The organism is Pelagicoccus sp. SDUM812005 (assembly GCF_031127875.1).
In the GTDB taxonomy this organism is placed as follows: Bacteria; Verrucomicrobiota; Verrucomicrobiia; order Opitutales; family Opitutaceae; genus Pelagicoccus.
In genome coordinates, this window is record NZ_JARXIA010000001.1 from 308,054 (window position 1) to 334,835 (window position 26,782).

Consider the following 26,782-nt stretch of genomic DNA (forward strand, 5'->3'; position numbering starts at 1 on the left):
AAAGGGTAGGGTCTAGGGAACGAACGAGTGAAATACCCTAAGTTTTGCAAAAAATCCTTCCAGATTTAAAGGCAGGTTTGCTGCGCCTTTGAGCCGTTGGCTGTAGTGGGAAACGACTTACACAGAAAGGTCCTAAACGGCTTCGTTTTCCCGCTTGTAGTTGCGAATGGCGTCTTGAACTTCCTTGACTGCAAGTTGGACTGCGGGAAAGCAGCTTTCGGCGGCTTGCAGGCGATTTTCCAGACAGTGCTCTTCCATCTTTTGCGAGATGGAGGAAAGGCGGGAGGCTCCCATCTCAGCGGCGCTGCCGCGGATACGGTGGGCGTAGAAGCGCACGTCCTCCTCGGTGTCGGCGAACTGGAGGGCTCTGCCGAGGAGATGCAGGTTGTCTTCGATGCTCTCGTCGAAAATCTCCAGCATTTCGATGATGGCGGAATGGTTTCCTCGGTAGACCTTGCGGATCTTATCCATGTCGAGGGGCAAGGTTTTCTGGCCTGTAGGTTTAGGGGCAGCTTGTCGACCTTTGACGCTCCAGGACTCGAGCATGCGGGCGAGGTCCCTCGGGTCGACGGGTTTGGCCATGTAGTCGTTCATACCGGCGCTTTCGCATTTTTCGCGATCTCCGGTCATGGCGTTGGCGGTGAGGGCGATAATGGGGGCTTCGACGTTTAAGGGACCGGACTCGCCGGCTCGGATGCGTTTGGTCGTTTCGTAGCCGTCCATTTCGGGCATCATACAGTCCATGAAGATCAGGTCGTAGCGGTCGCTTTGGGTTTTTTCCAATGCTTCGGTGCCGCTGGCGGCGGTGTCGGGTTTGATGCCGTGCCGTTGCGTCATCATTTTGGAGGCGATGAGGCGGTTGGTGAAATTGTCGTCTACGATTAAGATGCGGAGGTGGGCGTAGCTCTTGTTTTCGCTGCTCTCCTTGCCGCGTGGGGTCTTGCACGAGGGAGAGGCGTCGAGAGCTTCGAGGAGTTTGCGAGGGCTGAGCGGCTTGCTGAGGCGCTTATGGGCTTGCTGCGCATGAGCCTCGGTGAGGTCTGCTCCGACTCCGTTGATTTCGATCAGGGAGTAATTTTCTGCCAGATCGATTGCGGGCTGGATTGTCTCCCAGCTCGTTTCCTTCCTGTTGCCCCATTGGGTGTCCAGGATTACAAAGTCGAAACGGGGGAGTTGCGCATCTCCTCCGCTCCAGGTGAAGGTTTCGAGCCCCCAGTGCTTGAGATGGATTTCGGCTGTCTGCTTGGTATGCGAATCGGGCGCGACCAGGAGAACGTTTTTCCCCTTCAGGGAGGCTTTATCGAATCTACTTTTCGCGATAGGTCCGGATCTTGGTATCTCGAATGAAAAGGTGGAACCCGATCCGATTTGGCTTTCTACGGAAATGCTTCCTCCCATTAATTCGACGAGTTTTTTGCAGATGGACAAGCCTAGGCCCGTGCCGCCAAACTTGCGGGTGGTGCTCGCGTTCTCTTGCGTAAAGCTGCTGAAGATTTCCTGAGCGTTTTCCTGCTTTAGACCGACACCTGTATCCGTAACCGAGATACGGTAGGAGTGGCTTGTCATCTCTAAAGCAACCGCGACGAAGCCATGTTCGGTGAACTTGATGGCGTTTCCTATCAGGTTTGAGACGATTTGCCTGATGCGTACCGGGTCGCCCGTAAGTTTATGCTGGATACCGGGCGCGCAGTGGATCGCGAGGTCGATTTGCTTGTTGTGGGCCGTGGTGGCATGGAGGTCGCAAACGCTTTCGATGAGTTGCATGCCATCGAACTCGATGGATTCCAATTCCATCTTTCCGGCTTCGATCTTGGAGAAGTCTAGGATGTCGTTGATTAGGACTAGCAGGTCGTCGGCACTGTTCTTAGCGGTTTGCAGCAATTCGACCTTATCGCTGGGCAAGTCTTCTTCCAGGAGGTGAAGAACGCCGATGAGCCCGTTCATGGGGGTACGAATTTCGTGGCTCATGGTCGCGAGGAACTGAGCCTTGGCCCTAGCAGCCTTCTCCGCATCGAACTTCGCTTTCTGGGCGAGTTGCAAGGCGTGCTCTATTTCCGAGTTTTTCTTGAGCATGTTGAACTCGGCTTCCTTCAGCGCTGTAATGTCAGTACGGATACTGACGTAGCGCTCGATCTCGCCTTTTTCGTTCTTGAAAGCGGCGATGGTCGTGTTGCCCCAGTAGAAGTTCCCGTCTTTGGTTCGGTTTCGAATCTCGCCGTGCCAGTAGCCCCTTTTGTCGACCTGGCGGTACATGTGCTTCCAAAATTCGACGGGGTGTAGCCTGCTGTTGAGTATCCTGTGGTCTTGTCCGATCAGCTCGTCCTGGGAGTAACCGCTGATTTCGCAGAATGCCCTGTTGGCGTAGGTTATTCGTCCGCGGACATCGGTTTCGCTGACGATGGCGTGGTGATCGAGCGTGTCCTTCTGGAAGAGGAGGTCGCGGGTGAGCTCGGCGGCCTTGCGGTTTTGCTCGATGATCGTTTGGAAGGTGTTTTCGAGGTGCCGGGCCAGTTGTCCGATTTCGTTGTCGGGCAGGTCGGGGGTGCGGAACGGCTGGCCGTCTCCGAAGTGGGAGTCGAGGCCGTTGGCGATGGACTGCAGCGGTTGCAGAACCTTTCGCTTAAGGAGGATAAAGACGCATACGAGAAGGACGAGGACGCTTGCTGATGCCGCTGCGGTATTGAGATAGACGAGCGTGGCGCCCAGAGGCTGGCCTGCTCCGTGGTCGAGGGAGATGAGGACGCGGCCGTAGACGGTGGATAGGCTTTCCGATTCCCAGCGGCTTAGGTCGACTTGGTCGCAGAAGGTGAGAGTCTGGGATTGGGAGTCCTCATAGAATACTCCGGGGGAAAGATCGAGTATGGCTTGGTCGAGGGGGTGCCGTGTTAGTGTTTTGAAAGTGGATACGCTTTTGCCAATGGCAACGAGGTTGGTGGATGCCACTAGAGTCCCTTGGGGATCTTTTACGATGTGGATGGAGTGGATATTGGAGTGTCCGCCGAGGGAGGTTACGAAGCGGTTCAATTGGTGCAGGTCCGGAACGGTCTGGACCGCGTAGGTGATGGCGTGGGCGATGGAGCGGGCCTCGTTCTTTTGTAGCTCGAGGGACCGTTGGTTGCTCGTGTAGGTGGCGACAGCGACAATGCCTGCGAAAAGCAGGAGGGCAGTCGCGAACACGGGCACGAGAATGCTTCTTCCTAAAGAGGAAGCGTTGCCTTGGGTAATCGCTTGGCCTTTGGGTAGTTTGATCATCGGGAGCCAAGGTACAAGGTACGTGAGAAGGTACCTTGGAACCGAGGGACCTTTTGGCTTTGGCCAGTTTCGTGCAGGATCGCGTCGCATCTTTCCAGCGCTTTGCTCAGCAGCGCTTCGCCTTCGAAGAATTTGGCCTGGTCTTCCTGGTAGGTGAGCTGGAGGTCGTTTTCTAGGATACTCTTGAATTCATTGGGAGAAATTCCTTCGCGCTCGGCCATGATGGCGTAGGCCACGGCTTCGTTGTCGCGCGCCCAAGCCTGGGCTTCGTAAATAGCGGAGATAATCGCTCGAACCGCGTCTTCGTTCCTCGCGATGAGATCGGCGTCAAAGGCGAGCACGTCGAGCACTTCGTTGGGGATTTCTGCGGAGGTGAATATCGTGCGGGCACCTTTTAGCTCTGAAATGGAAAGGGAATGGGGCGGATAGGTGATAGCGACATCGATTTCCCCGTTCTCCATCTGGCGCTTCAAGGAAAGCTGGTCGCTCTTTACGGGGACCACGTCTCTGAGCGAAAGGGACGCTTGCTCAAGCAGTCGAGCCAAGATGAAGACCCCTAGGGATTCCGCTTCTAGCCCGATTCTTGCGCCAGCGAGCTGGTCCGAGCTCCGGATTCCTTCTCGAGCGATGACCACGTCGCCGCCCGCTGAATAGTCCAGGACGAGGGCGATTTGGGGATTGCGGTCGGAATTGTCCAGGATTTGGCAGTGTTCGACCAAGGTGCAGGCGATCCCATCGAGATGACCCAGCTCGAAGGATCGGCGGGCGTCGGCCAAGGAACTGAAGGAGACGAGCTTCACTTCGACGCCTCGTTTCGCGTAGAAGCCCTTCACCTTAGCAAGGTAGATGAATTCGGACCCGGGCCATGCATTGATGCCGATCGATATTTGCGGAGCTGGCTTGGAGCAGCCTGCTAGAAGGGCAAGGGTCGCCGCCGCGAGCGCGGAGAGGACCGTGTTTTTAATGCTTTTCATGCGCGAGAAGTCTGGTTTTTCGGAGGAAGGTAGGGGGGATGTGGACCTTCTTCCGAATGAACCTACGGTATCTCAGCGCTTTTCTCTAGCCGGATGCTAGGGAATTGGAGGTTTTTACGGAAAATTTTGGCTCAGCCTTCTTCGTCTTCCTGCTCTTTCTCGGGATCGCCGAGTTGTTCGAGGAGGTGCTTGGTGAGCTTGATGTAGTCTTCGGCGAGATTGATGGAGGCGTCTTGCTTGGACATCAGGACGGTGGGAATGCCGAGCATCACGGCGCGGCCGACAGTGACTGAGTGGCGAATGAGCTGCGGGTAGATGTGGGTCTTGGAGGAAACTTTATTCTGCGTCTTGAACCGGTCGATCTGGGCATTGAATCGCTCCAGCGGAACGTGGATCTTGGTGCCGGGCTTTACGGCATTGAGGGCGATGCCGACTATTTCCGGGTTGGGGGCACCAGCTGCGTCGCGCTGGGCAGCGGAGTCGGAGCGGAACTTGGCTAGCTTGTCGACCAGGAGGTGGAATCCGATGATGCTCAAGGCGTCCGGGTTCGAAGGGACGAGTACGTGGTCCGATGAGAACAGGGCGCACTGGGTCGTATAGAAGAAGTTCGGCGGGCAATCGAAGAGGATGAAGTCGTAGTTGTCCTCGATTTCGCCCAGGGCTTCGTAGAAACGTTCGTAGAAGGTTTTGCCGGGGATTTGCGGAACTTCGTGTTCCAGGTCCATCAGGGTGAAGGACGCGGGGGCGAGATCGAGGCGCGGCAGCATTTCGTCGCCATCGGTGTCGCGGATAGGGCTTTTTTGGATACAGGCCGACAGCTTGGAGTTCGGGTCCTTGAAAACGTTGAGGAGGAACTTTTCCGGCGTCTTGTTCAGGAGGTTCCAGCGATCGAGTCGCATCAGCCAAATGGAGGCGTTGCTTTGAGCGTCGAAGTCAACGATGAGGACGCGACGGCCCATGTAGGCCAGGCAAGCGCCCATGTTTACGAGCAGCGAGGTTTTGCCCACGCCGCCTTTGATATTCAGGAAGCTGATCTTCTGTGCCATATCTTATCTATGCGATTCGTCGGATTGGAGGGGAGAGTTGAAGCTCCCGCAAAAGAATTTGTGAGCAAGTTCCTCTTTAACATTTCTTTAATCCCTCCCTTGTCGATCGATTGTTTACAGGAGCTTTGCGAGCTCTAAGCTAGTCTCGATTTCATATGGCACACGCGGAAGAACACGGATCAATTTTTCAGGAAATGGCAGAACGGAGAAGCCGTAACGAAAACCTGAACGCCCGAGCGATCGAGCAGGGGATTCCGGTGAGCCAACCTATGGTTTCCACTGAAAGCGAGGACGTGGAAGCGATCGAAATGAAGCCTGCTTTCGAGATGGAGGAATTTGCGCCAGCTCGTGTATCTGAAAACGAGATACAGGAGGAGGTGGCGGAGCCGTTGATCGAAAAGGTGGATACAACGAGCACTTTCGACGGGGAGGAAGGGCTCGAGGCGGAATCGCTGCCGGAAACCTCCAGCTACTTCGACGATTTGGACGCGGGGGAGGATACGGGAAGCATCGAAGCCTCGATCGAGGAGCCGGCCTTGGAGGCGAGTTCCGGGCAGGATTTTGCGGAGGCGAAGGAGGAGGCTGCGTTGCCGTCCTATTTCGAGAGCCTTGACGACGCGGAAGCGGAAGTGCCGGCGGCGATCGAGGCGGAAGCTTCTAGCAGCGAGCCGTCCGCGTTAGAGGAGGAGGAGGCAGGTCTCGATATTTCGGAAGCGGTGGAGGCCGATGCCATGTTTACGAACTCCGAGCGCGAGGAGGAAAGCGGCTCTCCCGCCTCCTATTTTGGAAATTTGGAAGAGTCGGTTTTCGAGGAGCCTGGTCCCGTTTTGGAGGAGAATGATACGGCTCCGTCCGCGGATCTGGAACCGGAGATTGCGGAGCAGGCGAGCATTGCTGACGATGGATTTTCCAGTGGGCCTCCGCTTCAGCCTGCCGCATTGGAGGATACGACCAACGCAGAGGAAAATTCCTTGGCGGAGGAGAGCGAGCTGGAATCGGATTCAGAGTTGGTCGCGGCGGAATCGCTCGAAACCGCTGAATCAGCTCCGGCGGAGGAGATGGCGGAAGAGCCAGCCGATTCACTCAAATCGGAAGACTTGATCGAGCAGAGCGAAAGCTTGTTGGCCGATGCTCCGGAGCCCATTGCGGATGCGGAAGTCATTATGGCCGCCGAGGAGTTGGTCGATCGAATCGGACCGGTCGTGGACATTCAGAGCCTGCCCAAGACGCAACCATCGCGGGTGCTTTCTAAGACGGCGAAAGCGATGGCCGAGGAACCGGAGGCCAAGCCAAGTGCGGCGCAGCCGGAGGCGGAGAAGGAGCCCCAGCCGACGCCAGTCGCGAAGAAAGTGGAACCCGTTCCCCAGGAAACCCAGGAGGCTGCAGTTCCGCCAAAGAAGAAAAAGAAGAAGGTTTCCTTGTTGGATAGCTACTTCAAGGGGCTCTAGTACTTCAGTTCCCGTTCGAGGAATTGCCGGAGCTCTTGGCTCTGGGGAGAGTCGAAGAGGTCCTTCGACGTTCCGGATTCGGCGACTTTTCCGTGGCTGATGAAGGCGGCGTAATCGCTGGCCCGTTTGGCGAATCCCATTTGGTGGGTGACGACGATGCAGTCCTTGCCGCTTTGTATCAGCTCTTCAATGACGTCTAGGATCTGGGCGCTCATCTCGGGGTCGAGGGCGGAGGTCGGCTCGTCGAAGAGGATAAGCTCCGGGTCGTGGGCGAGCGAGCGGGCGATGGCCACGCGCTGGTTTTGGCCGCCGGATAGTTCCGAGGGCTTTTTTCGGCTGTGGTCGGCGAGCTTGAAGCGGGCGAGCAGCTCGTAGGCGCGTTCCTGGGCGTCGGCTTTGGCTACGCCGTGGACTTTTTCCAGCGGAAGGGCGATGTTGGTGAGGGCATCGAAGTGCGGAAAGAGGTTGTAGGACTGGAATACGACGCCGATCGATTTGCGGTAGTCTCTGAGTTCTTCCTCGCTGCAAGGCACGGCTTTGTCGTTGAGCAGGATGTGTCCGCCGCTCGCTTTTTCCAGGCCGGCCACGAGGCGCAGGGTGGTGGACTTGCCGCCGCCGGAAGGGCCGATCAAGGTGAGGCAGCGAGCGTTTTCCAAGTGGAGATCGAGTCCGTCGAGGGCTTGGTGCTGCCCGTAGCTTTTGCTCAGGTTTTCGAGGGCGAGCTTCATGAGTCGAAGGCCAACCTTTTCTCGAGGCGGCGGGAGAGGTGGAAGATGGGCAGGGTGAGGATCAGGTAGCCGACGGCGAGGGGAAAGAAGCTCTCGAAGGTGCTCAAGGTGGAGGTGTTCACTTCTTGGGCATTGAGGGTGAACTCTTCGATGGCGATGATCGAGAGAAGGGACGAGTCCTTGATGAGGTTCGCGAATTGGCCGGCAAGGGCCGGCAGGCTGCGACGTAGGGCTTGGGGGAAAATAATGTATCGGAAGGTTTGATACGGGGTGAATCCAATCGCTTTGGCGGAGAGGAGCTGGGAGCTGCCGATCGACTCGATGCCGGCTCTAAATATTTCGGAGACGTAGGCGCCGCTGAAGAACGAAAGGACGAGGACCCCGACCACGTATCGGTTTTCAAGGTGGGCAGCGTCGGCGAAGACGTAGAAGATGAGAAGGATTTGTACGAGAAGTGGAGTACCGCGGGTGCCTTCCACGTAGATCTTGAACAGGTAGCGAAGCGGCAAGAAACGCGAGCGGGCGGAGAGGGCGGAGAGTCCGCCGATGATGCAGGCTACCAGTAAGGATACGCTGGATACTTGGATGGTGAGGAGCCAACCTTCGATGAACTTGGTCTTGTATTTGAATACGGCCGACCAGTTCCAATTGTATTCGAGCGAGGCGAAGGCAGCCAGGGCTAGGAGGCAGAGGAAGGAAAGGGCGAGGGTGGCGCTGGCCCACTTGGCCGCGGCTCGGACGGCGGTGGGATCGGAGTCCGGGTCTTGGAAAAGGAGGGCTCTCACTTCCTAGAAGAAAAAAGCATAGCCCATTTCCTGGAAAGCTTTCTTTTCTTCCGCTAGGTAGCGTTCGCCGAGCTGCTCGAAACCGCCGTTTGCCTTGAAGGTGGAAAGGAATTCGTTCACGGAATTTTTGAGTTCCTCGTTTCCTTTGCGGATGCCGATAGCCCAGTGTTCCGTCTTGAAGGGGGCGAGGATGGGGCGAGTGGTTTCGGGATGCCGCTTCCAGTTGCGGTAGGTGGACATTTGGTCGTAGATGAAGGCGTCCGCCTTGCCTTGGGTTACTTCCACGACGGCGGCGGTTTCCTTGTCAAGGGCTAGGACCTGGGCGTGTTTGATGTTCTCCATGGCGTAGAGGTGTCCGGTGGTGCCTTGCTTGACGGCGATGGCGTTTCCGGTTTGGTCCGCGTCTTCGATGGATTCTATGTCAGAGTCTTTGGATACGAGCAGGCAAAGCCCGGTTTCCAAATAGGGATCGGAGAAGTCGATGGAGCCGGCCCGTTCTTCGGTGGCCGTCATGGAGGAAAGGATGAGGTCGATCTTGCCGGTCTTCAGGGAGGAAATGAGACCTGCGAAGGCGATGTTTTCGATGCGGACGGGACGCCCTAGGTGTTCACCGAGCGCGTAGGCGAGATCGACGCTCACGCCTGCCGGCTGGTTGTTCTCGTCCGACATTTCGAAAGGTGGGTAGGAGAGTTCCATGCCTACCACGAGGGTGTTGTCGTCGGGCTGGGGACTGCAGGCGACGAGCAAGGCGGCCAGGATGGATGCGAGTAGAAGGATCGGTTTCATGAGGAGCGGTCGGCTGGGGAGGGACTAGCGTTTTCGCCAGAGGGTGGCGTGGGCGATGCTGTATTGGTTTTTCCGAGCATGCTCGCGAATGAGGAAGGGCATGTCTAGCGCTTCTATCTCGTCGAATTCGGGGGCGAGGAGGGACTGCAGCGTTTGGTAGCTGCGGACGGGAGCTCCGTCGCGCTGGAAGCCGCCCAGCCACTTTTCTTTGGGCGTGTATTCTTCAAGCCAAGTGTAGGGGGAGGTGATGGCGAGGATGCCGCCGGTATTGATTGCTTGGCCGATGCTCCGGAGGCATTGGGCGGGATCGGGGAGTCGGTCGATCAAGTTGGCGAGCAGGGCGAAGTCGAAGGTTCCCAGGTCGCTGGGCAGGGCAAGGGCGTCTCCTTGGCGGAAGCTCAGGCAGTGCGGTCGGGTGTTGGCGGGACGCTGCAGGGTGATCCGCTCGGTCAAATCTCCTTCGATGGCGATTTCCGCCTCCAGGCTGGCTCCGTCGCGGATGCGTTCGGCGGCTTCGATGAGCCCGTGGGAGAAGTCGATGCCGATGGTTTCCTCGAAGTAGGCGGAGAGCTCGCAGGCGCTGCGTCCCACGGCGCAGCCAAGATCGAGGGCGCGTCCGTGCTTGAGCGGGCGGCGGGTGGCGAGCTCGGCGCAGCGCTTGGAGAAGTCGAGCGCTTCGGGCGGGCCTTGGAAATGGTCGGCAGTCCCGTAGTGGAAGAGTAGATACTCGGAGATGGCTTTGTCGGTTTCGTAGAAGCTGTCGATGTTAGGCATGGTCGATGGAAGGGGGGCGATTGGTAGATTCGGTTGGCTGGGCGGGCTGTCGGCTTTTGGGGGCTCAACGAAGGGGGCTGGGGCGGGATTGCGTCGGCGAACTTGAAATAATTTGGCAAAAAACGGATTCGAGGTATTGTTCCTTGATCTTCTGCCCCTGTTGCTCAACTCGTTGATCTTAAGGACGATTTGTAATTTCTAATTTCCCATGAGTCTCCCGGATATCCCAGACACAGAGTTAAACAAGCTCACCTCCCAAGCGCTTTCCAGCGTTTTCGAAACAATGCTCGGCCAGGAGGTTCTGTTCGAAGGGGCTGCCGACTATTCCGGGCGGAAGGCTCCCTTTCCCGATTTGGGAGGCGCCGAGAAGAACATGATCTTCGTAGGTTCAGTGGGCTTCGTGGGCAGCGTGAACGGGATCATCTACCTGTACATGAAGTCGAACTTTGCGGAGTCTGCCGCTAAGAAGATCACGGGACTCGACGACGAGGATGTGGACTTCGAGATCGTTTCCGACGTGTGCGGAGAGATGACCAACGTGTTCGCGGGCGGCTTCAAGAACGCGCTTGCGGATCTGGAGTACAACTCGGTGCTTACGATTCCGACGGTCTTGAGCGGCGACGAGCTCTACATTTCGACCTTGGGCGTGGTGAAGCACCTGAGGCACAATTTCACGTCCAACGGGGTGGAAATCGTAGCCGACCTCGTGTTGGCGGAGGGCGTTTAGCTCTCGGTCCGTCCTGGGGCGCATGCCGGAAGCAGCCGAGGGCTGCCTGCCGATCGGGCTGCCCTCTAATTGCTGGTGTTGGCGAGCGATACGCCTTTCAGCGTGGTGGAAATGAAGGGGATGAGTTGCTTCTTGCGGCTGACGACGCCTTGCAAGTCGTAGATGAGTCCCTTCTCAACCGCCGGGTAGGAGATGCGTTCGATGAATTCCTTGTCGCCTGCTACGAGCAGCAGGGAGTTGTGGCGGTTGATATCGGTGACGAGCATGCAGGCGAAGGAGACTTCCTCCTTCTTGCTGAACTTGCGCAGCGCTTCCGAAAGCTCTTCGGACTTTTGCCAGAAGTTTTGGAAGCCGAGCTCTTCGATCTGGGAAACCGAGAAGCGTACGCCGTTTTCTTCGTAGAACTTTTGGTCCGCTACGATGACTTCTTCCGGCTTCATGCAGAGAATGACGGAGCCGCTGGAGAAGACTTCCTGGGCGAGGTCGTCCGCTTTGAGCTCGGCGATCTTCTCGAGCCACTCGACGATGTCGGCGTCCTTCTCGGTCGCGGTGGGGCCCTTGAGGTTGAGGGTGTCGGTGATGATGCCGCTCATCATGATGCCGGCCATTTCGGGCGTGGGCTCGATCTGGTGGCGGCGGAAGAGGTCGGCAACGATGGTGCAGGTGGAGCCGACGGGTTCGTTGATGAACAAGATCGGCTGCTGCGTATTCATCGAACCAAGACGGTGGTGGTCGATGACTTCGGTGATGTTCACCTCGTTGGCGCCGGGGACGGCTTGGGTCATCTCGTTGTGGTCGACCAGGACGAGGTTGGTGGTGCTCGGCTTGAGCACGTCGGTCTTGGTGAAGATGCCGGAGAGTTGGCCGTTGTCCTCGGTGACGAAGAAGGCTTGGGCGTTGGAGCTGGCGATGCGGCGGCTGACGCGGGAAATGCGATCGGTCGCGGAGAAAGTGGTGAACTTCGTCTCGATCATGTTCTTGATCTTGGACGCGGTACGGATGGCCCATGCGGTGGTGGCGGAGTCGTAGGGGCTGATGATGAGCGAAACGCCGTTGGCCTTGGCGAGCTCGAGCACCTCGGAGTCGACACCTAAGCCGCCGGTAATGACCAGCAGGCGTACGCCGATTTGGATTGAGCGTTGCTGGATGTCCCAACGGTCGCCCACGATGATGATGGACTGGTCGGCGCGGATGGCGTCGGAGCCGTTGAACTTGCCGAAGGAGCGGATGTCCATGGCGCCGATCTTGACGTACATGTCCTCCAGCTTGTCCTCGTCGCGCAGGTTCTTAACGTCGGCCTGCAGGGCGCGGGCGACGTCGTTGATGCTGGTATAGACGTGCCGCATGGAGCGGGGTTCGCTGAACTTCGGGATGAAGTAGTCTCCCATCTGGAAGATGGAGAGGTAGCCTTTAAGGATGTTGTTGTCGTCGACGACGGGGAGCACGCGCACGTCATGCTCGTCGACCAGCTGCAAGGCCTCGGACATGGTGGCCTCCTCGTGGACCTTGACCACGTCGCTGATCATCATGTCCCTCACGCGCGGGGAGACGTCGGCTAGGAGCAGAGGCGTGGGTTGGTTGAACTTGGCCAGGATGGTATCGATGCGGGCGTTGGTATTGCCGCAGCGGGCGGGGATGTAGCCCTTTTGCCCTGTCAAAATTTTGAAGTTCGCGTAGGCGATGGCGGAGCAGATCGCGTCTGCGTCCGGGTTTTTGTGGCCGATAACGTAGGTTATTTCCTGTTTTTGTGATCTAGGCATGGTGCGAGGGCTGGCGATAAGATGCTGCGATACACAGCTCAATCAATGCCCAAATGTTAATTTTGCCGGCTGAAATTGAGATATGCCCAAATTTTGCGCTTTCGTTTGTTTCAGCTTTCGAAAGTGGTTGAAGCCGAGCGGGCAAGGCAATCTATTGGGCGCTGATGAATCAGGATCTTATCGCGAAAGTTGCATCCCTCAAAGAAAGCGGCGGATTGTTGCCATCTACCGCAAAGAACATGGAGACTTGGCTCAAGGGCGGGTTCCTTTCCGAAACGTCCTTGGCCAGCATAGCCGAATTGCTCGACGCTGGAAACGCGGACGAGCTCAACAACCGCTTCTACCGCGAAATCGCTTTTGGCACCGGCGGCATGCGCGGCCGCACCATCGGGTTGACGGCGACTTCCGTGGAGAAGGGAGATATGGATACAAGCGGCAAGCCTGCTAACCCGGGCGTGGGCTCCAACATGCTCAACGAGTACACGGTGGTTCGGGCGACGCTCGGTCTCTTCGCCTACGCCAAAGCTCACCACGAGCGCGAGGGCATCGCGGCGGCTCCGAAGTTCGTCATCGCCCACGACGTGCGCCACTTTTCCCGTTTCTTCTGCGAGCTCGCCGCATCGGTCTGGGCCAAGAAGGGCGGCGACGCCTACATTTTCGAAGGGCCGCGCTCCACGCCCCAGCTCAGCTTCTCGGTTCGCCACCTCGGCGCGACCTGCGGCGTGGTCATCACGGCCAGCCACAACCCGCCGCACGACAACGGTTTCAAGGCCTACTTCTCGGATGGCGGCCAAATGGTACCGCCCAACGACACCGGCGTGATCGACCAGGTAAACGCCATCCCGCTCGCTGGCTTGCAGGAATACATTGAGGTCGACCTTTCGCAGGTGACGATTCTCGGCCCGGAGCTCGACGAGGCGTACAACCAGTGCGTCGCGAATTGCGTCATCGATCAGGACGTATTCAAGAAGACCGAACTGAAGGCAGTTTTCACTCCGATCCACGGTACCGGCGCGGTGGCGACTTTGCCGGCGCTCAAGAAGCTCGGCCTGGATCCTCTGGTTGTGGAGGAGCAGCGCGCCTTCGACTCCAACTTTCCTACGGTTAAGTCGCCGAACCCGGAGAACTCCGAAGCGCTCGCTCTCGCTACCAAGCTCGCGGAGGAGAACGACTGCGACTTGCTGATGGCTACCGATCCCGATGCCGATCGCATGGGCGTGGCGGTGAAGGGGCCTGACGGCAAGATGGTCCTGCTCACCGGCAACCAGATCGGATCGATCATGGCGGAATACCGTATTTCCAAGCTCAAGGAAATGGGCTGGATTCCGGAAGCGGGCGGCGACAATTGCGCCTTGGTCAAGACCTTCGTGACCTCGCCGCTGCAGGATGCGATTGCCACCAGCCATGGTATCAAGGTTGTGAATACGCTTACTGGCTTCAAGTGGATCGGCGAAAAGCTGCGCATCTACCAGGACGAGGCTTGCGAGAAGGGGGGAGTCTCCGACTACGATTCCCTGTCGCTCAAGGAACGCGCGGAGCTGCTGCAAAAGCACAGCACCTTCTACGTTTTCGGCGGGGAGGAAAGCTACGGCTACCTGCCTAACGACACGGTGCGCGACAAGGATGCCAACGCGGCTTGCGCCCTGTTCTGCGAAATCGGTGCAAGCCTGAAGGCTCAAGGCACTTCCATGCTGGAGTACCTGGACGCGATCTACTTGAAAAATGGCTACTTCCTGGAAGGGCTAGGCCAACTCGTTTACGAAGGCGCGGCCGGAGCGGCGAAGATCGCTCGCATTCTCGAGACCTACCGTTCGACCCCGCCGACGGAGTTCCTCGGCAGCAAGGTCGCCAAGTTTACGGATTTCGGCGTAGAGACCGTGCTCGATCCCGACGGCAAGGAAGTGCCGAAGCAGGACCTTTACTTCGTGGAGTTGGAAAATGGATACCGCTACGCGGTACGCGGCAGCGGCACGGAGCCGAAGATCAAGTTCTACATTTTCGCCAAGGACGACGTGGCGAGCGCGGACGAGTTGGAAGCTACCAAGGGCAAGACCAAGGAAACCTTGGAAGCGCTCAAGCAAGCCATCCTCGACGACGCTGGCAAACGAGCCGAGAGCTAAGGCTCGGCTTCAGCTTCAAGAATTAGAAAGCCGCTTCCTGCAGGGGAGCGGCTTTTTTGTGGTTCGCCCTTTGGGGCGTATCCATTCTCCGCGGACGCGGGCTGAAGCTCCGCGCTACGGGGTGGCTTGGGGGGCGGTGGTTTTGCCGCTTTGCCAGGAGGGCGCGATGAGGAGGGCGCGGGGTTCGGCTTGGAGGCCGGTTTCTCCGCGGTGCACCATGCCGACGAGGGTGTCGACGGCTGCTTCGCCGGTGTGGTCGTTGTGCTGTCGCATGCCGGACCAGTCGGGGGAGCTTTTGCGCCATTCCAATTGGATGAGGCCGACGTCCTGAGGGGCGTCCAAACCGAGTTGGTGGAGCCAGTGGAAGACGTCGTTGTAGAGGGTGAAAATGACGTCGGGCCGATGTTGGTCCATCCAAAGCTTGAAGCGGGCGAAGTCTTGGTCGGCGTCGGTGGTTTGGTAGAGGGGCGGAAGGCGGGCGTCTTCGGGCAACCGCATTTGCCCGTAGAGGTAGCCGGCGGAGAAGCGTCCTTCCACGAGGCGGTCGATCTTTTCGTCGAGCACGAGGCCGGGGCGCTGGTAGCCGAGGCGTAGGGCGTTTTCGACGGCTTGCAGGGCGAGGCCATGGTGGTCTACGCAGACGTAGGGCAGGGTGGGATTGCGGGTGCGCACGCCGGTGATGACCAGCGGGAGCGCTTCGGCGATGGGTAGCAGCTTCTCGGGAAATTGGCAGTCGTGCATAAGGCCCACCACGAGGGCGCCTTTGATGCCGCGGGCCAGCATGATGGACTTGAGGCGGCGGGCCTTGAGATCAGGGTCGTTCAGCCAGAAGTAATCGAGCCGGTAGCCGAGCGAGTCGGCTCGCTGGTTGATGCCTGCGACGTATTCGGGGATGGTCGGATGTTTCTTGAGGGAGTCGTTGTCCGAGTGGGCGTTTACCAGCGCGATGGTGGCCCGGTAGCTGTCGCGGTTGCGGATTTGGGAGAGCAGCTGGCCGAGGGCGGGGTTGAGTTGGTAGCCGAGCCGGTCCGCGGTTTCGCGGATCTTCTTTTTCATCGCGGCGGATACTTCCGGGCTGTTGCGCAGGGCGAGCGAGACGGTGGCTTTGGAGACGCCAACCTCCGCTGCGATGGTGCTCATGGAAACTTTTTGGGGCATTTCGGACAAGGGGTGGAGTAATCCAAAGGGTGGCGGCCAGCGACGACCTAGCTTTTGTTTAACGGTTAAGGAGGCGGCACCTTTTGCAACCTTAAAGGAAGAGGTAGAACCGTTGCCATGAAGTTTTCTATTGGCCTCGATTTCGGCACCAATTCCGTGCGCTGTCTGATCGTAAGAACGGATGGCGAAGGCGAAGTTTCCACGGCTGTCGTCAACTACCCCTCCGGCAATCAAGGCATCTTGTTGTCGTCCAGCGACCACCACCTCGCTCGCCAAAGCCCCGCTGACTACCTCGACTCTCTTGCCAAAGCCACACGCGAGGCGCTTGCGATCGCCAAGGACAGCTATCCGGGATTCGATCCAGCGGATGTGATCGGTATTGGCATCGACACTACAGGCTCCAGTCCTTTGCCGGTTGACGAGAACAACCAGGCCCTTTCGGACGACTCGAAGTGGAAGGACAACTTCGCCGCCCAATGCTGGCTTTGGAAGGACCATACGAGCTACGAAGAAGCGGCGCGCATCACGGAGATCGCGGCCAAGGAACGCCCTCAGTACGTGGCCAAGTGCGGCAATACCTACTCTTCGGAATGGTGGTGGAGCAAGATCTGGCATTGCTTGAAGGTGGCGCCCGATGTTTTTGAAGCTGCGTATTCTTGGGTGGAGATCGCGGATTGGATCCCGTCCCAGTTGGCGGGGGTGACGGATCCCAAGGAGATTAAGCGCGGCGTCTGCGCGGCGGGGCACAAAGCCCTCTACGCGGAGGAGTGGGGCGGACTGCCGGACAAGGAATTTCTCGCGATGCTCGATCCGAAGATCGCCGCCCTGCGCGATCGCTTGTATTCAAAAGCTTACGACGCATCCGAGATCGCCGGTACGCTTTCCGAAGCGTGGGCGGCTCGGCTCGGTTTGCCAGCGGGCATCCCGCTCGCGATGGGCGAGTTCGACGTTCACTACGGGGCCATCGGTTGCGGCGTCGAGGAGGGAACCTTGGTCAAGGTGATCGGGACCTCGACTTGCGACTGCGCGGTGGTCAAGGCGAGCGGCGAGGTTCCGGACGTGCCGGGCATCTGCGGCATCGTCCGCGGTTCCATCCTGCCGGGCTACTTCGGGGTGGAAGCGGGGCAGTCCGCAGTGGGCGACCTTTTCAAGTGGTGGGTCGAAGGCGTTTGCAAAGGCAACGATGCGACGCATGTCGAATTGACGGAAGAGGCGGCCAAGTTGGCTCCGGGGCAAAGCGGCTTGCTGGCTCTCGATTGGAACAACGGAAACCGTACCGTACTGGTCGACCAGCGCCTGACCGGTCTGGTGCTAGGGCAGACGCTGCACACGAGCCGGGCGGAAATCTATCGCGCCTTGATCGAGGCGACGGCTTTCGGCGCCCGAATGATTCTGGAGCGTATCAGCGAGTACGGCATTCCTGTTAACCGCATCGTCTGCGCAGGCGGCATTGCCGAAAAGAATTCTATGTTGATGCAGATCTACGCGGACATCACGGGTCGCGAGATGTTGGTTTCCGCTTCGTCGCAAAGTTGCGCTCTAGGAGCGGCGATCGCTGCTGCGGTCGTTGCGGGCGAAGAGAAGGGTGGCCATGCGGATTTCGAATCCGCCCAGAAGGCCATGACGGGCCTGAAGCCGGATCGCTACCAGCCCGATCCCGACAGGCATGCCCAGTACAATCGCCTCTTCGCTTTGTATAAGAAAGTTCATGACAGCTTTGGCGGTGTTGAAGCGGTCGACCTTGGCCCGGTGATGAAGGAGTTGCTCGACATTAAGGAAGGCAAGTAAGCGTCCGCTTTTTTCGGGCGAAACAGTTTAGATTATATCCCCATAAAACGAATACATGAAATCGGCATTTGATACGAAGGAAGTGTGGTTGGTCGTCGGTAGCCAACATCTCTACGGTCCAGAGACCCTTAAGCAAGTTGCGGCTGATTCGCAGGCGGTAGCGGATTCGCTCGACTCCGACGCGAACGTGCCGGTGAAAGTCGTCTTCAAGGCCTTGGTCACGACTCCGGACGAAATTCTCTCCGTTTGCCGCGAGGCGAGCGCGGCTCCGCAATGCGTGGGGGTAACGCTTTGGATGCATACGTTCTCGCCATCCAAAATGTGGATACGTGGATTGAAGGCTTTGACGAAGCCGATTTGTCACCTGCATACGCAGTACGCTCGCGATTTGCCTTGGTCCAGCATCGACATGGACTACATGAACTTGCACCAGTCCGCTCATGGAGGTCGCGAGTTCGGCCACATCTGCGCTCGCCTGGAGAAGGAGCGGGCGGTGATCGTAGGCCACTGGGAAGATCCGACGGTTCGCGCCAAGTTCGCTCGCTGGACGCGGGTTGCGGGCGCTTGGGCGGCGAGCCAGGAACTTAAGGTCGTTCGCTTCGGCGACAACATGCGTCAGGTCGCTGTTACCTGCGGCGACAAGGTCGAGGCGGAATCCGTTTTCGGCTATTCGGTGAACACTCATGGTATCGGGGACTTGGTGGAAGTGATCAAGGGGATCAGCGACGCGGAAATCGACGCGCTTTGCTCGCAGTACGCAGATGAGTACGAGCTTGCCTCCAAGCTCGCGAAGGGCGCGGAGCTGCATGCTTCGCTGCGCGAGTCGGCGAAGATCGAGCTTGGGTTGCGAGCCTTTCTGGAAGGGGGCGACTTCGGCGCCTTTACCGACACCTTCGAAGATCTGCACGGGATGGCCCAGTTGCCGGGCTTGCCGGTGCAGCGCTTGATGGCGGATGGCTACGGGTTTGGGGGCGAAGGGGATTGGAAGACTTCCGCCTTGGTTCGTACTATGAAGATCATGGCCAGCGGCATCGATGAAGGAACGTCCTTCATGGAAGATTACACGTACCACTTCAATCCGGCCGGAAACCGCTGCCTAGGCGCTCACATGCTGGAGATTTGTCCCTCGATTGCGGATGCGAAGCCATCCTGCGAGATCCATCCGCTCGGGATCGGCGGCAAGTCGGATCCGGTTCGGCTAGTGTTCAATGGCAAGTCAGGTCCGGCGATCAATGCCTCCGTGGTGGACATGGGGAATCGTTTCCGGCTCTTGGTGAACAAGGTCAAGGCCATGCCTCCGGAACAGGATTTGCCGAAGCTGCCAGTCGCGCGCGTGCTTTGGGAAGTTCTGCCGAACCTGCAGGATGGAGCGGCGGCGTGGATCTACGCCGGCGGCGCCCACCACACCGGTTTTAGCTACACGGTGAATGCGGACGACATGGAGATGTTCGCGGCGATGGCGGGTATCGAGTACTTGCTGATCGACCAGGATACGAAGCTTCGCGAGTTCAAAAACGAAATCCGCTGGAACAATGCGGCCTATGGAATCCGGGGACTGTAATTGAAAATGAACTACCGGGAAATAAGGGAAGAATGCGTCGCGGCGAACAAGGAACTGCAATCGCTGGGGCTTATCGATATCACTTTCGGCAACGTTAGCGTGCTTGATCCCAAGGCGGGCGTTTTTGCGATCAAGCCAAGCGGCGTTCCCTACGATGCCCTGACTCCGGAGCAGATGGTTATCGTCGACTTGGAAGGCAAGATCGTGGAAGGCGACCTGCGTCCCTCTTCCGACGAGCCCACGCATCGTCGGCTCTTCATCGAGTTGGGCGACAAGGGAATCACCTCCGTGGTCCACACTCACTCCCGCAATGCGGTAGCTTTTGCTCAAGCCGAGCGCTGTATCCCTTGTTTGGGTACCACGCATTGCGACTACTTTCGCGGCGCGGTACCGGTAACGCGGGCCATGACCGAGGAAGAGGTCGCAGGGGCTTACGAGTGGGAAACGGGCAAGGTGATCGTGGAGCTTTTCTCGGAGGTGAATCCCTTGGAAGTCACGGCCGCCTTGGTGCGCAACCATGGCCCTTTCGTCTGGGGGAAGAGCGGGGCGAAGGCGGTGGAGACGGCCTTCGCCTTGGAAATCGTAGCGGACATGGCGGCGAAGACCTTGGCCTCGAATCCGGACGCGGCCGGGGCTCCGGACCATTTGCTGAAGAAGCACTACGACCGCAAGCACGGCCCCGGCGCCTACTACGGGCAAAAGTAGTCGCTGGCGCCATCCTCTGCTCCGCGGTTCAGAGGCGCTCCGTGCGGGGTTCTTTCTTAAGTGTCTGCCTTGAGGCTTTAGCCTATCTTATAGGATTATCAGTTGCTCGAATAGGCTAGGCGACAAGTTGCCGTTTTAGCTGGGGGAAAGTACCTTTAAGCCTAGGCGGAGTCCGTGGTTTTTCGGCCTTCGTAGAACGTTAAAGGAGGAGAGTGATTACGATGTTACGGAGCATGAAAGATCTGTTTGGGTACCCGGTCATGGCAACCGACGGGAAAGCTGGCAAGGTGAAGGACATCTTGTTTGGCGACCGTCACTGGCGGGTGCGTTATTTGGACGTGGAAACGCGGGTCGGCTTCCGCTTGAACCTTCGCTACTTGAGCGAGGAAAAGACGGAGGAGGACCAGGTGACTCGCCGCTTGATCGAGGCTAAGGACTTAGGTGTGCCGAAGCTGGGATTGGACGGCAGGGAGATCCCGACTCGCTTGAGCGTGGAAGAGGTGAGCAAATGCGAGGGCTTCGGGGCGCACTTGCCGGCCGAGGAAAAGTACGAGATGGAGTTTCGCCGCTTCTTCCGCCACGCGATCTACGACGAGCGGCCCTTCTTTGGCAGCTTGGGCTACGCGGGCTACATGCCGCCGGTGACGGCTTACGACCACACCGAGGAGGAAATCCGCAACCATCTCGATCGCATGGGCGAAATAGCGGGCGAGCATTTGCACTCGGCTCGCTCGGTGATCGGCTACCATGCGGTGGGCAAGAACGAGACGCTGGGCATGGTAGGGGACTTGATTCTCGACATGGAAAACTGGCGGATCGCTTATTTGGTGCTGGATACGCGGCACGGAATTCCCTCCCGGAAGTACCTGGTCGACATGGAGTCGGTCACGCGGCTGGATTGGTCGAGCTCGAGCTTGATGACGAAGCTCAAGAGCGAGGATCTCGTTTCGATGCGTCGCTACTGGGCCTACGATCCGGTTAACAAGGACGAAACGGACCACGAGTACGACTACTGCGGCAAGCCCTGTTTGCGTAGCTTGATGGAAGACGTTTTCTAGAGATTTCGGTCGCTAGGGCTTGGTTCTCTGAGGCGGAGTCGATTTTGGGAACTGCGTGGATCGAAGGGTTGCGCGGAGTGGGGCGAGCTGTTTTTGTCCGGCTTTTCATGATCGAGAAGCCAACAAAACCAGCCTGTAAAGGAGCGTCTGCCTAGCGATGGGGCTGCAGCCGACCTTCAGGCGTAGCGTGCTTTTGTTGCTGGTAGCGGTCACTTTGTGCTTCGGCTGGTGGCCGTTTGCCTTTTCGCCGGACAACGACGTGGCCTATCGTCCGGAGGCGGGAGCCTGGAGCTTCAACGGGCAGTACGAGGCGGGAAAGGCGTCGGCTCGCGGGGTGGCGTATGCGGAATCGGTATTGGATACGCGGGCGTGGTCGGGGGTGACCATTCGGATTTTGCTGCGAGGGCGACCGAACGGGAGCGGCTTGGGCGTCTTTCTGGAGTTTTTCGAGGAGGAGGGCGAAGGCTTGCCGGCGCTCTTGGTCTCCCAGTGGCAGGACCACTTGGCCATGCGCAGCCGTCGCGACAAGGCGCAGGTGAAGCGGGGCTATTCCGAAATCGGGTATCGGGAGCTGTTTTCCGGCACGGATTTCGTGGAGCTGGTGCTCAGTTCGGAGGGGCAGAAGACCCATGTCTACGTGGACGGACAGATCGTGGAGTCGCGCAGCAACTTTTCCCTGCTAGGTCCCGACAACAAGTTCGTGGGCCGCTTGGCGATCGGGAACAACGCGGACGGGACGCGTCCGTTTACGGGCGAGATTCGGAGCGTGGCCCTTTACGACGCCTTTTACCGAGCCAAGTCCAGCGCCTTCGCTCGGGCCAAGCCGGTGATGGTCTTCGACCTGAGCGGCGCCACGGTTCCGGAGGGGCTGCTGTTGCCCGAGCGCTTCGAGCCCGCCAAGCGCAAGGTGCTCAACGCGGTGAACGCGGTGAATTTGGACAAGCCCAGCTATCGCAGCGATATCATCGTCAATTCGCTGGGCTTCATTCCGGTCGGGATCTGCTTTGCCGCGGCGGCGCGGCGCCGGCTGAAGTCCTTCGTTGGGGTCTTGGTGGCGGTGGGCGCTGCCTCGTTTTGCCTGAGTCTGAGCATCGAGTGGATGCAGGGGTTCATGGTGCATCGGGATTCGAGCCAGCTGGACGTGTTGCTCAATACCTTGAGCGGCTGCGTGGCGGTGATGGTACCGAAACGGTGGATACTGTTTCTTTGAGCAGCGATTTGGCCTTGCGAACGGGCGTTCGCTGCTCCCGCGGTGGGGCGGGGGAATTAATCTCTTTTCTCGGCTCGTCCGGCTCTCTAGTTTGAGGGGGTGAAGTATATACTTTCCTTGGATCAGGGTACGACGAGTTCGCGGGCTGTGTTGCTTGACGAAAAGGGGCAAATCGTAGCGACGGGGCAGGAAGAGTTTCCCCAGCTCTTTCCCAAGCCGGGCTGGGTGGAGCACGATCCGGAGGCGATTTGGTCTTCGCAGTGGAATTCCATCGAAAAGGCCTTGGAAGCTGCCGACTGCGGTTGGGACGCAGTTGCGGCGATCGGCATCACCAATCAACGAGAAACGGTGGTGGCCTGGGATGCGGATTCCGGCGAAGCGCTGGGCACGGCCATCGTTTGGCAGGATCGGCGCACGGCGGACTTTTGCGCGACGCTGAGGGACGCAGGTAAGGAATCTTGGATACAGGAGCGGACGGGCTTGCTGCTGGATCCCTATTTTTCGGCGGGAAAGATGAAGTGGATACGCGAGAATCGGCCGGAAGCGGCTGCTCTGGCGGAAGAGGGCAGGCTGCGCTTCGGCACCATCGATACCTGGCTGGTCTGGAAATTGAGCGGCGGGAGCTGCTATGTGACGGATGTGTCGAACGCGTCCCGCACCCAATTGATGGATTTGCGAAGCTGTTCCTGGGACGCGGAGCTGCGCGAGCTTTTTGGCGTGCCCGAGTCGGCTCTCCCGCGAATCGTGGACTCCAGCGGCGAGTTGGCGATGACCGCGGCGGAGGTGACGGGGGGGCGCGAAATCCGGATCGGAGGGATCGCGGGGGACCAGCAAGCTGCTTTGTTCGGGCAGCTCTGTTTTCAGCCGGGAATGGTCAAGAGCACGTACGGGACGGGCTGTTTCGTTTTGATGAACGTGGGCCGAGGCCCAGCTGTTTCGCGCAATCGCTTGCTGAGCACAGTGGCTTGGCGGATCGCCGGCCAGGTCGAGTACGCCTTGGAAGGCAGCGTTTTCGTAGGGGGATCTGCGGTGCAGTGGTTGCGGGACCAGCTGGGAGTGATCAAGTCCGCCAGCGAGGTCGAGGCCTTGGCGAGCCAAGTGGAGGATGCGGATGGCGTGGTGGTGGTGCCAGCCTTTACGGGTCTCGGGGCGCCGTACTGGGATCCGCATGCCCGTGGGGCCATCATGGGGCTGACTCGAGGAAGCTCGGCCGCTCACATTGCTCGGGCGATCTTGGATGGGATTGCGAACCAGGTGGGAGATGTGGTGGAAGCCATGGAGAGCGACTCCGGGAGGGAGCTTAAGGAGTTGCGGGCGGACGGAGGGGCGTCGGCGAATGCTTTGCTGATGCAGATCCAGGCTGACGTGGCTGGCGCGGAGGTCAGTTGTCCGAAGATCCTGGAAACGACGGCTCTGGGGGCGGGTTTCTTGGCGGGTTTGGCGGTTGGCTTTTGGAAGTCGCGGGAGGAGTTGGTCGCCTTGGTGGAGGCGGATCGGAGTTACCAGCCTGCCTTGGGTGACGAGGAGCGGCGCCAGCGCTTGGCGAAATGGCGCAAGGCGGTGCGGCGAAGCCTGGCGTGGGAGGAGTAGGGCGGGTCTGCGAAGCGGGGGCGAAGCCGCTCGCGGGCTGGCGGGGGACTGCAGGGCCGACGGTGGCTTGGGATTCGATTTTGCGGTGGAAGCGAGCTTTACTTTGGCGGGCAGAGCTTCTTGAGTGCGGCAAATGAACTTGCCCAACCTCCTAACCTTGTCCCGGATCCCGATGATGTTCGTCATCGTGTGGCTCATGCGGGAGTCGTTTACGGGAGCGGCTACGGCGGCGTTCGTGCTTTTCGTGGTCGCTGGGATTACGGATTGGGCGGACGGCTATGCGGCGCGGAAGCTGAATCAGGTGTCGAACTTCGGGATCCTGATGGATGCCTTGACCGACAAGATCCTAGTCTTGGGCATCATGGTCGCCTTGGTGGACAAGGGGCCGGATGCGGGCGGTATCCGGATGTTTCTCTTCCTGTTGATCTTGTGCCGCGAGTTTATGATTACCGGCTTGCGTTTGGTGGCGGCGACGAAGGGCGTCGTCATGGCGGCGGAGAGCGCGGGCAAGCAGAAGACGGTGACGCAGATCATCGCGTTGGGCGGGTTTCTGCTCGCGGTGGTATTCGAGGTCGACTGCGTTCGCTGGGGCGTAGCCTACGCGTCGGACATCGCCTTCTGGGTCGAGTGGGTCGGCCGTGCCTTCTTCTGGATTTGCACGGTGATGACTTTGTATTCAGGCGCCAAATACTTCAAGAAGTACGGAGAACTGGTTTTTAAGGACTAGCGAAACGCATTATTTTTCGATGATTAAGAATCCAAGATGGGCCCGGTTTTGGCCGGAGCAAGTAGTTGTTAAGTTGGCCACCATCGGCAGCCTCGGTCAGTTCAAGGCCCCGGGCACTTGGGGTTCGGTCATGGGCGTGGTGTTCTACGTGGTTTTCGTGGCCCACCTGAGCGATTTTGCGGCGGCCTTGTTCTTGGCGGCGGCGTCCTATTTCGCGATCGGCGTCTGCGGCGAGGCGGAGAAGCGCCTGAAGAAGGTGGATCCGGGCGAAATCATCCTCGACGAGTTCGTGGCGATGCCGATCTGCTTCCTTGGCCTGTCCGGGATCAACCACCATCCGCAGTACTTTCTGATCCTGCTGGCGGGCTTTTTGCTGTTTCGCTTTTTCGACATCCTGAAGCCCTTGGGCATCAAGAAGCTGCAGCGCTACCACGGAGGTTTTGGCGTGGTGGCCGACGACGTGGCGGCGGCTTTGATCGTTGCCGTGATCCTGAACGTGGGCGTGCGCGTTCTCTGGGGTTAGTCGAGGCTGCCTCTAGCCGTCCTTTCGAGCTGCTCAGCGTTCTGTTGCCGAGGCCTTTTTGCGGCGGGCGTAGACGATGAGGGCGATGCCGGCGAGGGCCATGGCGATGGACAAGATGGCTCCGCGGTTCAGGCCCATGACGGGCAGGATGCCGGCGTCGTGCTCGCGGAATTGTTCGCCGATCACTCGCACGATGGAGTAGCCGAGCAGGAATTCGCCGCCCAGCTGTCCAGGGTGGTTCTTGAGCACGGGCGAGGTCCAGATGCGGACTTGGGTGTAGACCAGCATGAGCAGGCCTTCGAGTCCCGCTTCGTAGAGTTGGGAGGGATGGCGCGGAAAGGGGCCGGCTCCGGGAAAGATGACTCCCCAGCTGCCGTCGGTGGGCTTGCCCCAGAGTTCGCCGTTTTGGAAGTTGGCGAGGCGACCGAACAGGAGGCCTGGAGGGGCGAGGGTGGCTAGGATGTCGCCGAGCTTGAGGAAGGGAACCTTCAGTCGCTTGGACATGAGCCATCCGGCAAGGATGACCCCGATGAAGCCGCCATGGCTGGCCATGCCGCCGTCGGTGAACTTGAAGAAGGCGAGCGGGTCTTCGAGCAAGGTTTGCGGCGAGTAGAAGAGGAAGTAGCCCAACCGTCCGCCCACGATGACGCCGGCGATGATGGCGAGGAAGAGGTCGCTCTGTTGGTTGGTATCGAGCGGGGAGAGGCCTTTCTTGTAGTAGATGTGCAGCAGCCAGGCTCCGACCATGAAGCCGAGCACGTAGGCTAGCCCGTACCAACGGATCGCGAGCGACTCGGTGAATTGGAAGATGATGGGATCGAGATCGTGGGTCCAGGGAGGCGAGAATGGCATAGGGAAAAGGGATTAGGCAGGGTATTCCTCTTGATGAATTTCGCGGATGTCGACGTCCCAATTTAGGTTGGTATCCGAAATCTTCTCTACGAGGACTGAACTGCTAAGGTAGCCGAGCGCTGCTTCGAATTGCTTGCTTCCTGAGCTTTGGATAAGCGGATGGATCGTCGCTGCCTCTCCGCAGGCGGCTTCGATGATTTTAAATCCGGATGCCTTGTTGAAGATAGCTCTCCAGCTGTCGGTTGAGAAACGCCAGAAATCGTAGGGCGACTCGTGCACAGGCCAGGTCTGGTGCGTGTGGAACAAGCAACGTCCGCCCAATTTCAATACTTTGTTGATTTCGATAGCGGCTTTCCAGGGCATCGCGACATGCTCGAAAACCGAAAACCCTGCGATCGCGTCCAATGACTTTAGCGGGAAGTAGCTTGATAGGGAGTGGATATCCCCCACGACATCGACGTTTGGGCCGTCCAAGATATCGAAGCCGATATAGTCGTTCCGTTCCCCAAACTGATGCTTGCGGGTGATGCCCGATCTTGCGCGAGAACCGATCTCCACAACTTTTAGAGGGGATTGCGCCTGGCAAAGGCTCTCGAAGAACTCCGCGCAAATTTGATGGGACCGGTCGAGCGAACGGGCTAGATTGCCGATACTGCTGAGCAAATGGGATCCGGTAGCGGTCTGCACGAGCAATCCGAGTTCTGTACTGTCCCAGTCTTCGGCGACGAGGGTTTCAATTGTTAAGGTGCGCTTGCCTTGTTCGCTGGACTCAGTGAAGGGAAGCGGAGCAGAGCGTTTATTCGGGTCGTCGGACTTCGGGAGAAAATGGACGCTTTCAATCGGCGAAGGGTCGAGCAGGAGGAATTTTCCGCTGTAGGTTTTATTGTGGATACGATGCTCGAGAGCTGTCAGAGCGGGGGCTTCTGCTGTAAGATCGATAGCGATCCGCGAGGTGGATGAGTCGTCGAAAGTTATTTCGATAACGCAGGTTTGCGATCGGGTAGGAATCTCGAAATCGAAGCGCGCGTCGCGCCCTGCTTCGCCGAAGTGCTGGATCAAATCCTCGCTCTTCCGCCCATAGCCTTCGATTGCGAATCGGTTTTCCCCGATGATTGCATGGGTGGATACAACTCGCGAATTCGATTTGAAGCACCAACCGAGTACCCGTAGGTAGCTACCATCGTGGGTCGCTTTATCTACAACATGCATG

At 58.7% G+C, this 26,782-nt stretch carries 22 protein-coding genes; 11 read left to right on the forward strand and 11 right to left on the reverse strand.

Features of this window, described 5'->3' with window-relative positions:
- Window positions 1–132 precede the first annotated feature (132 nt).
- The 3 genes from QEH57_RS01095 to QEH57_RS01105 all read right to left on the reverse strand — a co-directional run bounded on the left by QEH57_RS01095 (window position 133) and on the right by QEH57_RS01105 (window position 5,272).
- Window positions 133–3,252: an ATP-binding protein gene (locus tag QEH57_RS01095; protein ID WP_309004816.1), complete on the reverse strand. Its 3,120-nt coding sequence runs from the start codon at window positions 3,250–3,252 to the stop codon at window positions 133–135.
- Window positions 3,249–4,226, reverse strand: coding sequence for an ABC transporter substrate-binding protein (locus QEH57_RS01100; RefSeq protein WP_309004817.1), 978 nt, complete (start codon window positions 4,224–4,226; stop codon window positions 3,249–3,251). The genes QEH57_RS01095 and QEH57_RS01100 overlap by 4 nt, the downstream gene beginning before the upstream one ends.
- A gap of 131 nt (window positions 4,227–4,357) precedes the next feature.
- The gene (locus QEH57_RS01105) at window positions 4,358–5,272 is read right to left on the reverse strand and encodes an AAA family ATPase (RefSeq protein ID WP_309004818.1); all 915 of its coding nucleotides are present in this window, start codon (window positions 5,270–5,272) and stop codon (window positions 4,358–4,360) included.
- Between the two features lie 194 nt (window positions 5,273–5,466).
- Here QEH57_RS01105 and QEH57_RS01110 point away from each other — a divergent pair, with 194 nt between their 5' ends.
- Complete coding sequence (locus tag QEH57_RS01110; protein ID WP_309004819.1) at window positions 5,467–6,720, forward strand: hypothetical protein; 1,254 nt, start codon at window positions 5,467–5,469, stop codon at window positions 6,718–6,720.
- Here the strand turns inward: QEH57_RS01110 and QEH57_RS01115 are convergent.
- Genes QEH57_RS01115 through QEH57_RS01130 form a run of 4 tightly spaced genes read right to left on the reverse strand, consistent with a single transcriptional unit; the run spans window position 6,717 to window position 9,793 of the window.
- A complete protein-coding gene (locus tag QEH57_RS01115; protein ID WP_309004820.1) occupies window positions 6,717–7,448 on the reverse strand; it encodes an amino acid ABC transporter ATP-binding protein in 732 nt (243 codons plus the stop codon). The two genes, QEH57_RS01110 and QEH57_RS01115, sit on opposite strands and share 4 nt — an antisense overlap.
- Window positions 7,445–8,233 carry an amino acid ABC transporter permease gene (locus tag QEH57_RS01120; RefSeq protein WP_309004821.1) on the reverse strand — a complete coding sequence of 263 codons (789 nt, stop codon included), beginning with the start codon at window positions 8,231–8,233 and terminating at the stop codon, window positions 7,445–7,447. The genes QEH57_RS01115 and QEH57_RS01120 overlap by 4 nt, the downstream gene beginning before the upstream one ends.
- A gap of 3 nt (window positions 8,234–8,236) precedes the next feature.
- The gene (locus QEH57_RS01125; RefSeq protein WP_309004822.1) at window positions 8,237–9,019 is read right to left on the reverse strand and encodes a transporter substrate-binding domain-containing protein; all 783 of its coding nucleotides are present in this window, start codon (window positions 9,017–9,019) and stop codon (window positions 8,237–8,239) included.
- A gap of 24 nt (window positions 9,020–9,043) precedes the next feature.
- Entirely contained in the window at window positions 9,044–9,793 is a 750-nt protein-coding gene (locus QEH57_RS01130; protein ID WP_309004823.1) for a putative 4-mercaptohistidine N1-methyltransferase, read from the reverse strand.
- 208 nt (window positions 9,794–10,001) lie between these two features.
- Here QEH57_RS01130 and QEH57_RS01135 point away from each other — a divergent pair, with 208 nt between their 5' ends.
- Entirely contained in the window at window positions 10,002–10,520 is a 519-nt protein-coding gene (locus QEH57_RS01135; RefSeq protein ID WP_309004824.1) for a chemotaxis protein CheX, read from the forward strand.
- A 65-nt stretch (window positions 10,521–10,585) separates the two neighbouring features.
- Here QEH57_RS01135 and QEH57_RS01140 read toward each other — a convergent pair whose 3' ends face one another.
- A complete protein-coding gene (locus QEH57_RS01140; RefSeq protein ID WP_309004825.1) occupies window positions 10,586–12,280 on the reverse strand; it encodes a putative manganese-dependent inorganic diphosphatase in 1,695 nt (564 codons plus the stop codon).
- Window positions 12,281–12,444: 164 nt separating this feature from the next.
- Between QEH57_RS01140 and QEH57_RS01145 the strand changes: the two genes are divergently transcribed.
- Entirely contained in the window at window positions 12,445–14,400 is a 1,956-nt protein-coding gene (locus QEH57_RS01145; RefSeq protein ID WP_309004826.1) for a phospho-sugar mutase, read from the forward strand.
- A 114-nt stretch (window positions 14,401–14,514) separates the two neighbouring features.
- Here the strand turns inward: QEH57_RS01145 and QEH57_RS01150 are convergent, their stop codons facing one another.
- On the reverse strand, window positions 14,515–15,558 hold the full coding sequence (locus tag QEH57_RS01150) for a LacI family DNA-binding transcriptional regulator (protein WP_309004827.1): 1,044 nt from the start codon (window positions 15,556–15,558) through the stop codon (window positions 14,515–14,517).
- A 117-nt stretch (window positions 15,559–15,675) separates the two neighbouring features.
- Between QEH57_RS01150 and QEH57_RS01155 the strand changes: the two genes are divergently transcribed.
- From QEH57_RS01155 to QEH57_RS01190, 8 genes are all read left to right on the forward strand, one after another.
- The gene (locus tag QEH57_RS01155) at window positions 15,676–17,346 is read left to right on the forward strand and encodes a ribulokinase (RefSeq protein ID WP_309004829.1); all 1,671 of its coding nucleotides are present in this window, start codon (window positions 15,676–15,678) and stop codon (window positions 17,344–17,346) included.
- Between the two features lie 55 nt (window positions 17,347–17,401).
- Window positions 17,402–18,907, forward strand: coding sequence for an L-arabinose isomerase (gene araA, locus QEH57_RS01160; protein WP_309004831.1), 1,506 nt, complete (start codon window positions 17,402–17,404; stop codon window positions 18,905–18,907).
- Window positions 18,908–18,913: 6 nt separating this feature from the next.
- The gene (gene araD / locus QEH57_RS01165; RefSeq protein ID WP_309005297.1) at window positions 18,914–19,612 is read left to right on the forward strand and encodes an L-ribulose-5-phosphate 4-epimerase AraD; all 699 of its coding nucleotides are present in this window, start codon (window positions 18,914–18,916) and stop codon (window positions 19,610–19,612) included.
- A gap of 233 nt (window positions 19,613–19,845) precedes the next feature.
- Window positions 19,846–20,670, forward strand: coding sequence for a PRC-barrel domain-containing protein (locus QEH57_RS01170; protein ID WP_309004832.1), 825 nt, complete (start codon window positions 19,846–19,848; stop codon window positions 20,668–20,670).
- A gap of 157 nt (window positions 20,671–20,827) precedes the next feature.
- A complete protein-coding gene (locus QEH57_RS01175) occupies window positions 20,828–21,880 on the forward strand; it encodes a VanZ family protein (RefSeq protein WP_309004833.1) in 1,053 nt (350 codons plus the stop codon).
- 99 nt (window positions 21,881–21,979) lie between these two features.
- On the forward strand, window positions 21,980–23,470 hold the full coding sequence (gene glpK, locus QEH57_RS01180; protein ID WP_309004834.1) for a glycerol kinase GlpK: 1,491 nt from the start codon (window positions 21,980–21,982) through the stop codon (window positions 23,468–23,470).
- Window positions 23,471–23,603: 133 nt separating this feature from the next.
- On the forward strand, window positions 23,604–24,197 hold the full coding sequence (gene pgsA / locus QEH57_RS01185) for a CDP-diacylglycerol--glycerol-3-phosphate 3-phosphatidyltransferase (RefSeq protein WP_309004835.1): 594 nt from the start codon (window positions 23,604–23,606) through the stop codon (window positions 24,195–24,197).
- Between the two features lie 19 nt (window positions 24,198–24,216).
- Window positions 24,217–24,720, forward strand: coding sequence for a phosphatidylglycerophosphatase A (locus QEH57_RS01190; protein WP_309004836.1), 504 nt, complete (start codon window positions 24,217–24,219; stop codon window positions 24,718–24,720).
- A gap of 33 nt (window positions 24,721–24,753) precedes the next feature.
- Here the strand turns inward: QEH57_RS01190 and lgt are convergent, their stop codons facing one another.
- Both lgt and QEH57_RS01200 read right to left on the reverse strand, forming a co-directional pair.
- Window positions 24,754–25,572, reverse strand: coding sequence for a prolipoprotein diacylglyceryl transferase (lgt, locus tag QEH57_RS01195; RefSeq protein ID WP_309004837.1), 819 nt, complete (start codon window positions 25,570–25,572; stop codon window positions 24,754–24,756).
- 12 nt (window positions 25,573–25,584) lie between these two features.
- On the reverse strand, window positions 25,585–26,781 hold the full coding sequence (locus QEH57_RS01200; protein ID WP_309004838.1) for a methyltransferase domain-containing protein: 1,197 nt from the start codon (window positions 26,779–26,781) through the stop codon (window positions 25,585–25,587).
- Window position 26,782 lies beyond the last annotated feature (1 nt).

What these genes read in the sequence shown, in the direction of transcription:
- QEH57_RS01095 (WP_309004816.1), bottom strand. Translation starts at nt 3,252, where the DNA reads ATGATCAAACTACCCAAAGGCCAAGCGATTACCCAAGGCAACGCTTCC.
- QEH57_RS01100 (WP_309004817.1), bottom strand. Translation starts at nt 4,226, where the DNA reads ATGAAAAGCATTAAAAACACGGTCCTCTCCGCGCTCGCGGCGGCGACC.
- QEH57_RS01105 (WP_309004818.1), bottom strand. Translation starts at nt 5,272, where the DNA reads ATGGCACAGAAGATCAGCTTCCTGAATATCAAAGGCGGCGTGGGCAAA.
- QEH57_RS01110 (WP_309004819.1), top strand. Translation starts at nt 5,467, where the DNA reads ATGGCAGAACGGAGAAGCCGTAACGAAAACCTGAACGCCCGAGCGATC.
- QEH57_RS01115 (WP_309004820.1), bottom strand. Translation starts at nt 7,448, where the DNA reads ATGAAGCTCGCCCTCGAAAACCTGAGCAAAAGCTACGGGCAGCACCAA.
- QEH57_RS01125 (WP_309004822.1), bottom strand. Translation starts at nt 9,019, where the DNA reads ATGAAACCGATCCTTCTACTCGCATCCATCCTGGCCGCCTTGCTCGTC.
- QEH57_RS01130 (WP_309004823.1), bottom strand. Translation starts at nt 9,793, where the DNA reads ATGCCTAACATCGACAGCTTCTACGAAACCGACAAAGCCATCTCCGAG.
- QEH57_RS01135 (WP_309004824.1), top strand. Translation starts at nt 10,002, where the DNA reads ATGAGTCTCCCGGATATCCCAGACACAGAGTTAAACAAGCTCACCTCC.
- QEH57_RS01140 (WP_309004825.1), bottom strand. Translation starts at nt 12,280, where the DNA reads ATGCCTAGATCACAAAAACAGGAAATAACCTACGTTATCGGCCACAAA.
- QEH57_RS01145 (WP_309004826.1), top strand. Translation starts at nt 12,445, where the DNA reads ATGAATCAGGATCTTATCGCGAAAGTTGCATCCCTCAAAGAAAGCGGC.
- QEH57_RS01150 (WP_309004827.1), bottom strand. Translation starts at nt 15,558, where the DNA reads ATGCCCCAAAAAGTTTCCATGAGCACCATCGCAGCGGAGGTTGGCGTC.
- QEH57_RS01155 (WP_309004829.1), top strand. Translation starts at nt 15,676, where the DNA reads ATGAAGTTTTCTATTGGCCTCGATTTCGGCACCAATTCCGTGCGCTGT.
- araA (WP_309004831.1), top strand. Translation starts at nt 17,402, where the DNA reads ATGAAATCGGCATTTGATACGAAGGAAGTGTGGTTGGTCGTCGGTAGC.
- araD (WP_309005297.1), top strand. Translation starts at nt 18,914, where the DNA reads ATGAACTACCGGGAAATAAGGGAAGAATGCGTCGCGGCGAACAAGGAA.
- QEH57_RS01170 (WP_309004832.1), top strand. Translation starts at nt 19,846, where the DNA reads ATGAAAGATCTGTTTGGGTACCCGGTCATGGCAACCGACGGGAAAGCT.
- QEH57_RS01175 (WP_309004833.1), top strand. Translation starts at nt 20,828, where the DNA reads ATGGGGCTGCAGCCGACCTTCAGGCGTAGCGTGCTTTTGTTGCTGGTA.
- pgsA (WP_309004835.1), top strand. Translation starts at nt 23,604, where the DNA reads ATGAACTTGCCCAACCTCCTAACCTTGTCCCGGATCCCGATGATGTTC.
- QEH57_RS01190 (WP_309004836.1), top strand. Translation starts at nt 24,217, where the DNA reads ATGATTAAGAATCCAAGATGGGCCCGGTTTTGGCCGGAGCAAGTAGTT.
- lgt (WP_309004837.1), bottom strand. Translation starts at nt 25,572, where the DNA reads ATGCCATTCTCGCCTCCCTGGACCCACGATCTCGATCCCATCATCTTC.
- QEH57_RS01200 (WP_309004838.1), bottom strand. Translation starts at nt 26,781, where the DNA reads ATGCATGTTGTAGATAAAGCGACCCACGATGGTAGCTACCTACGGGTA.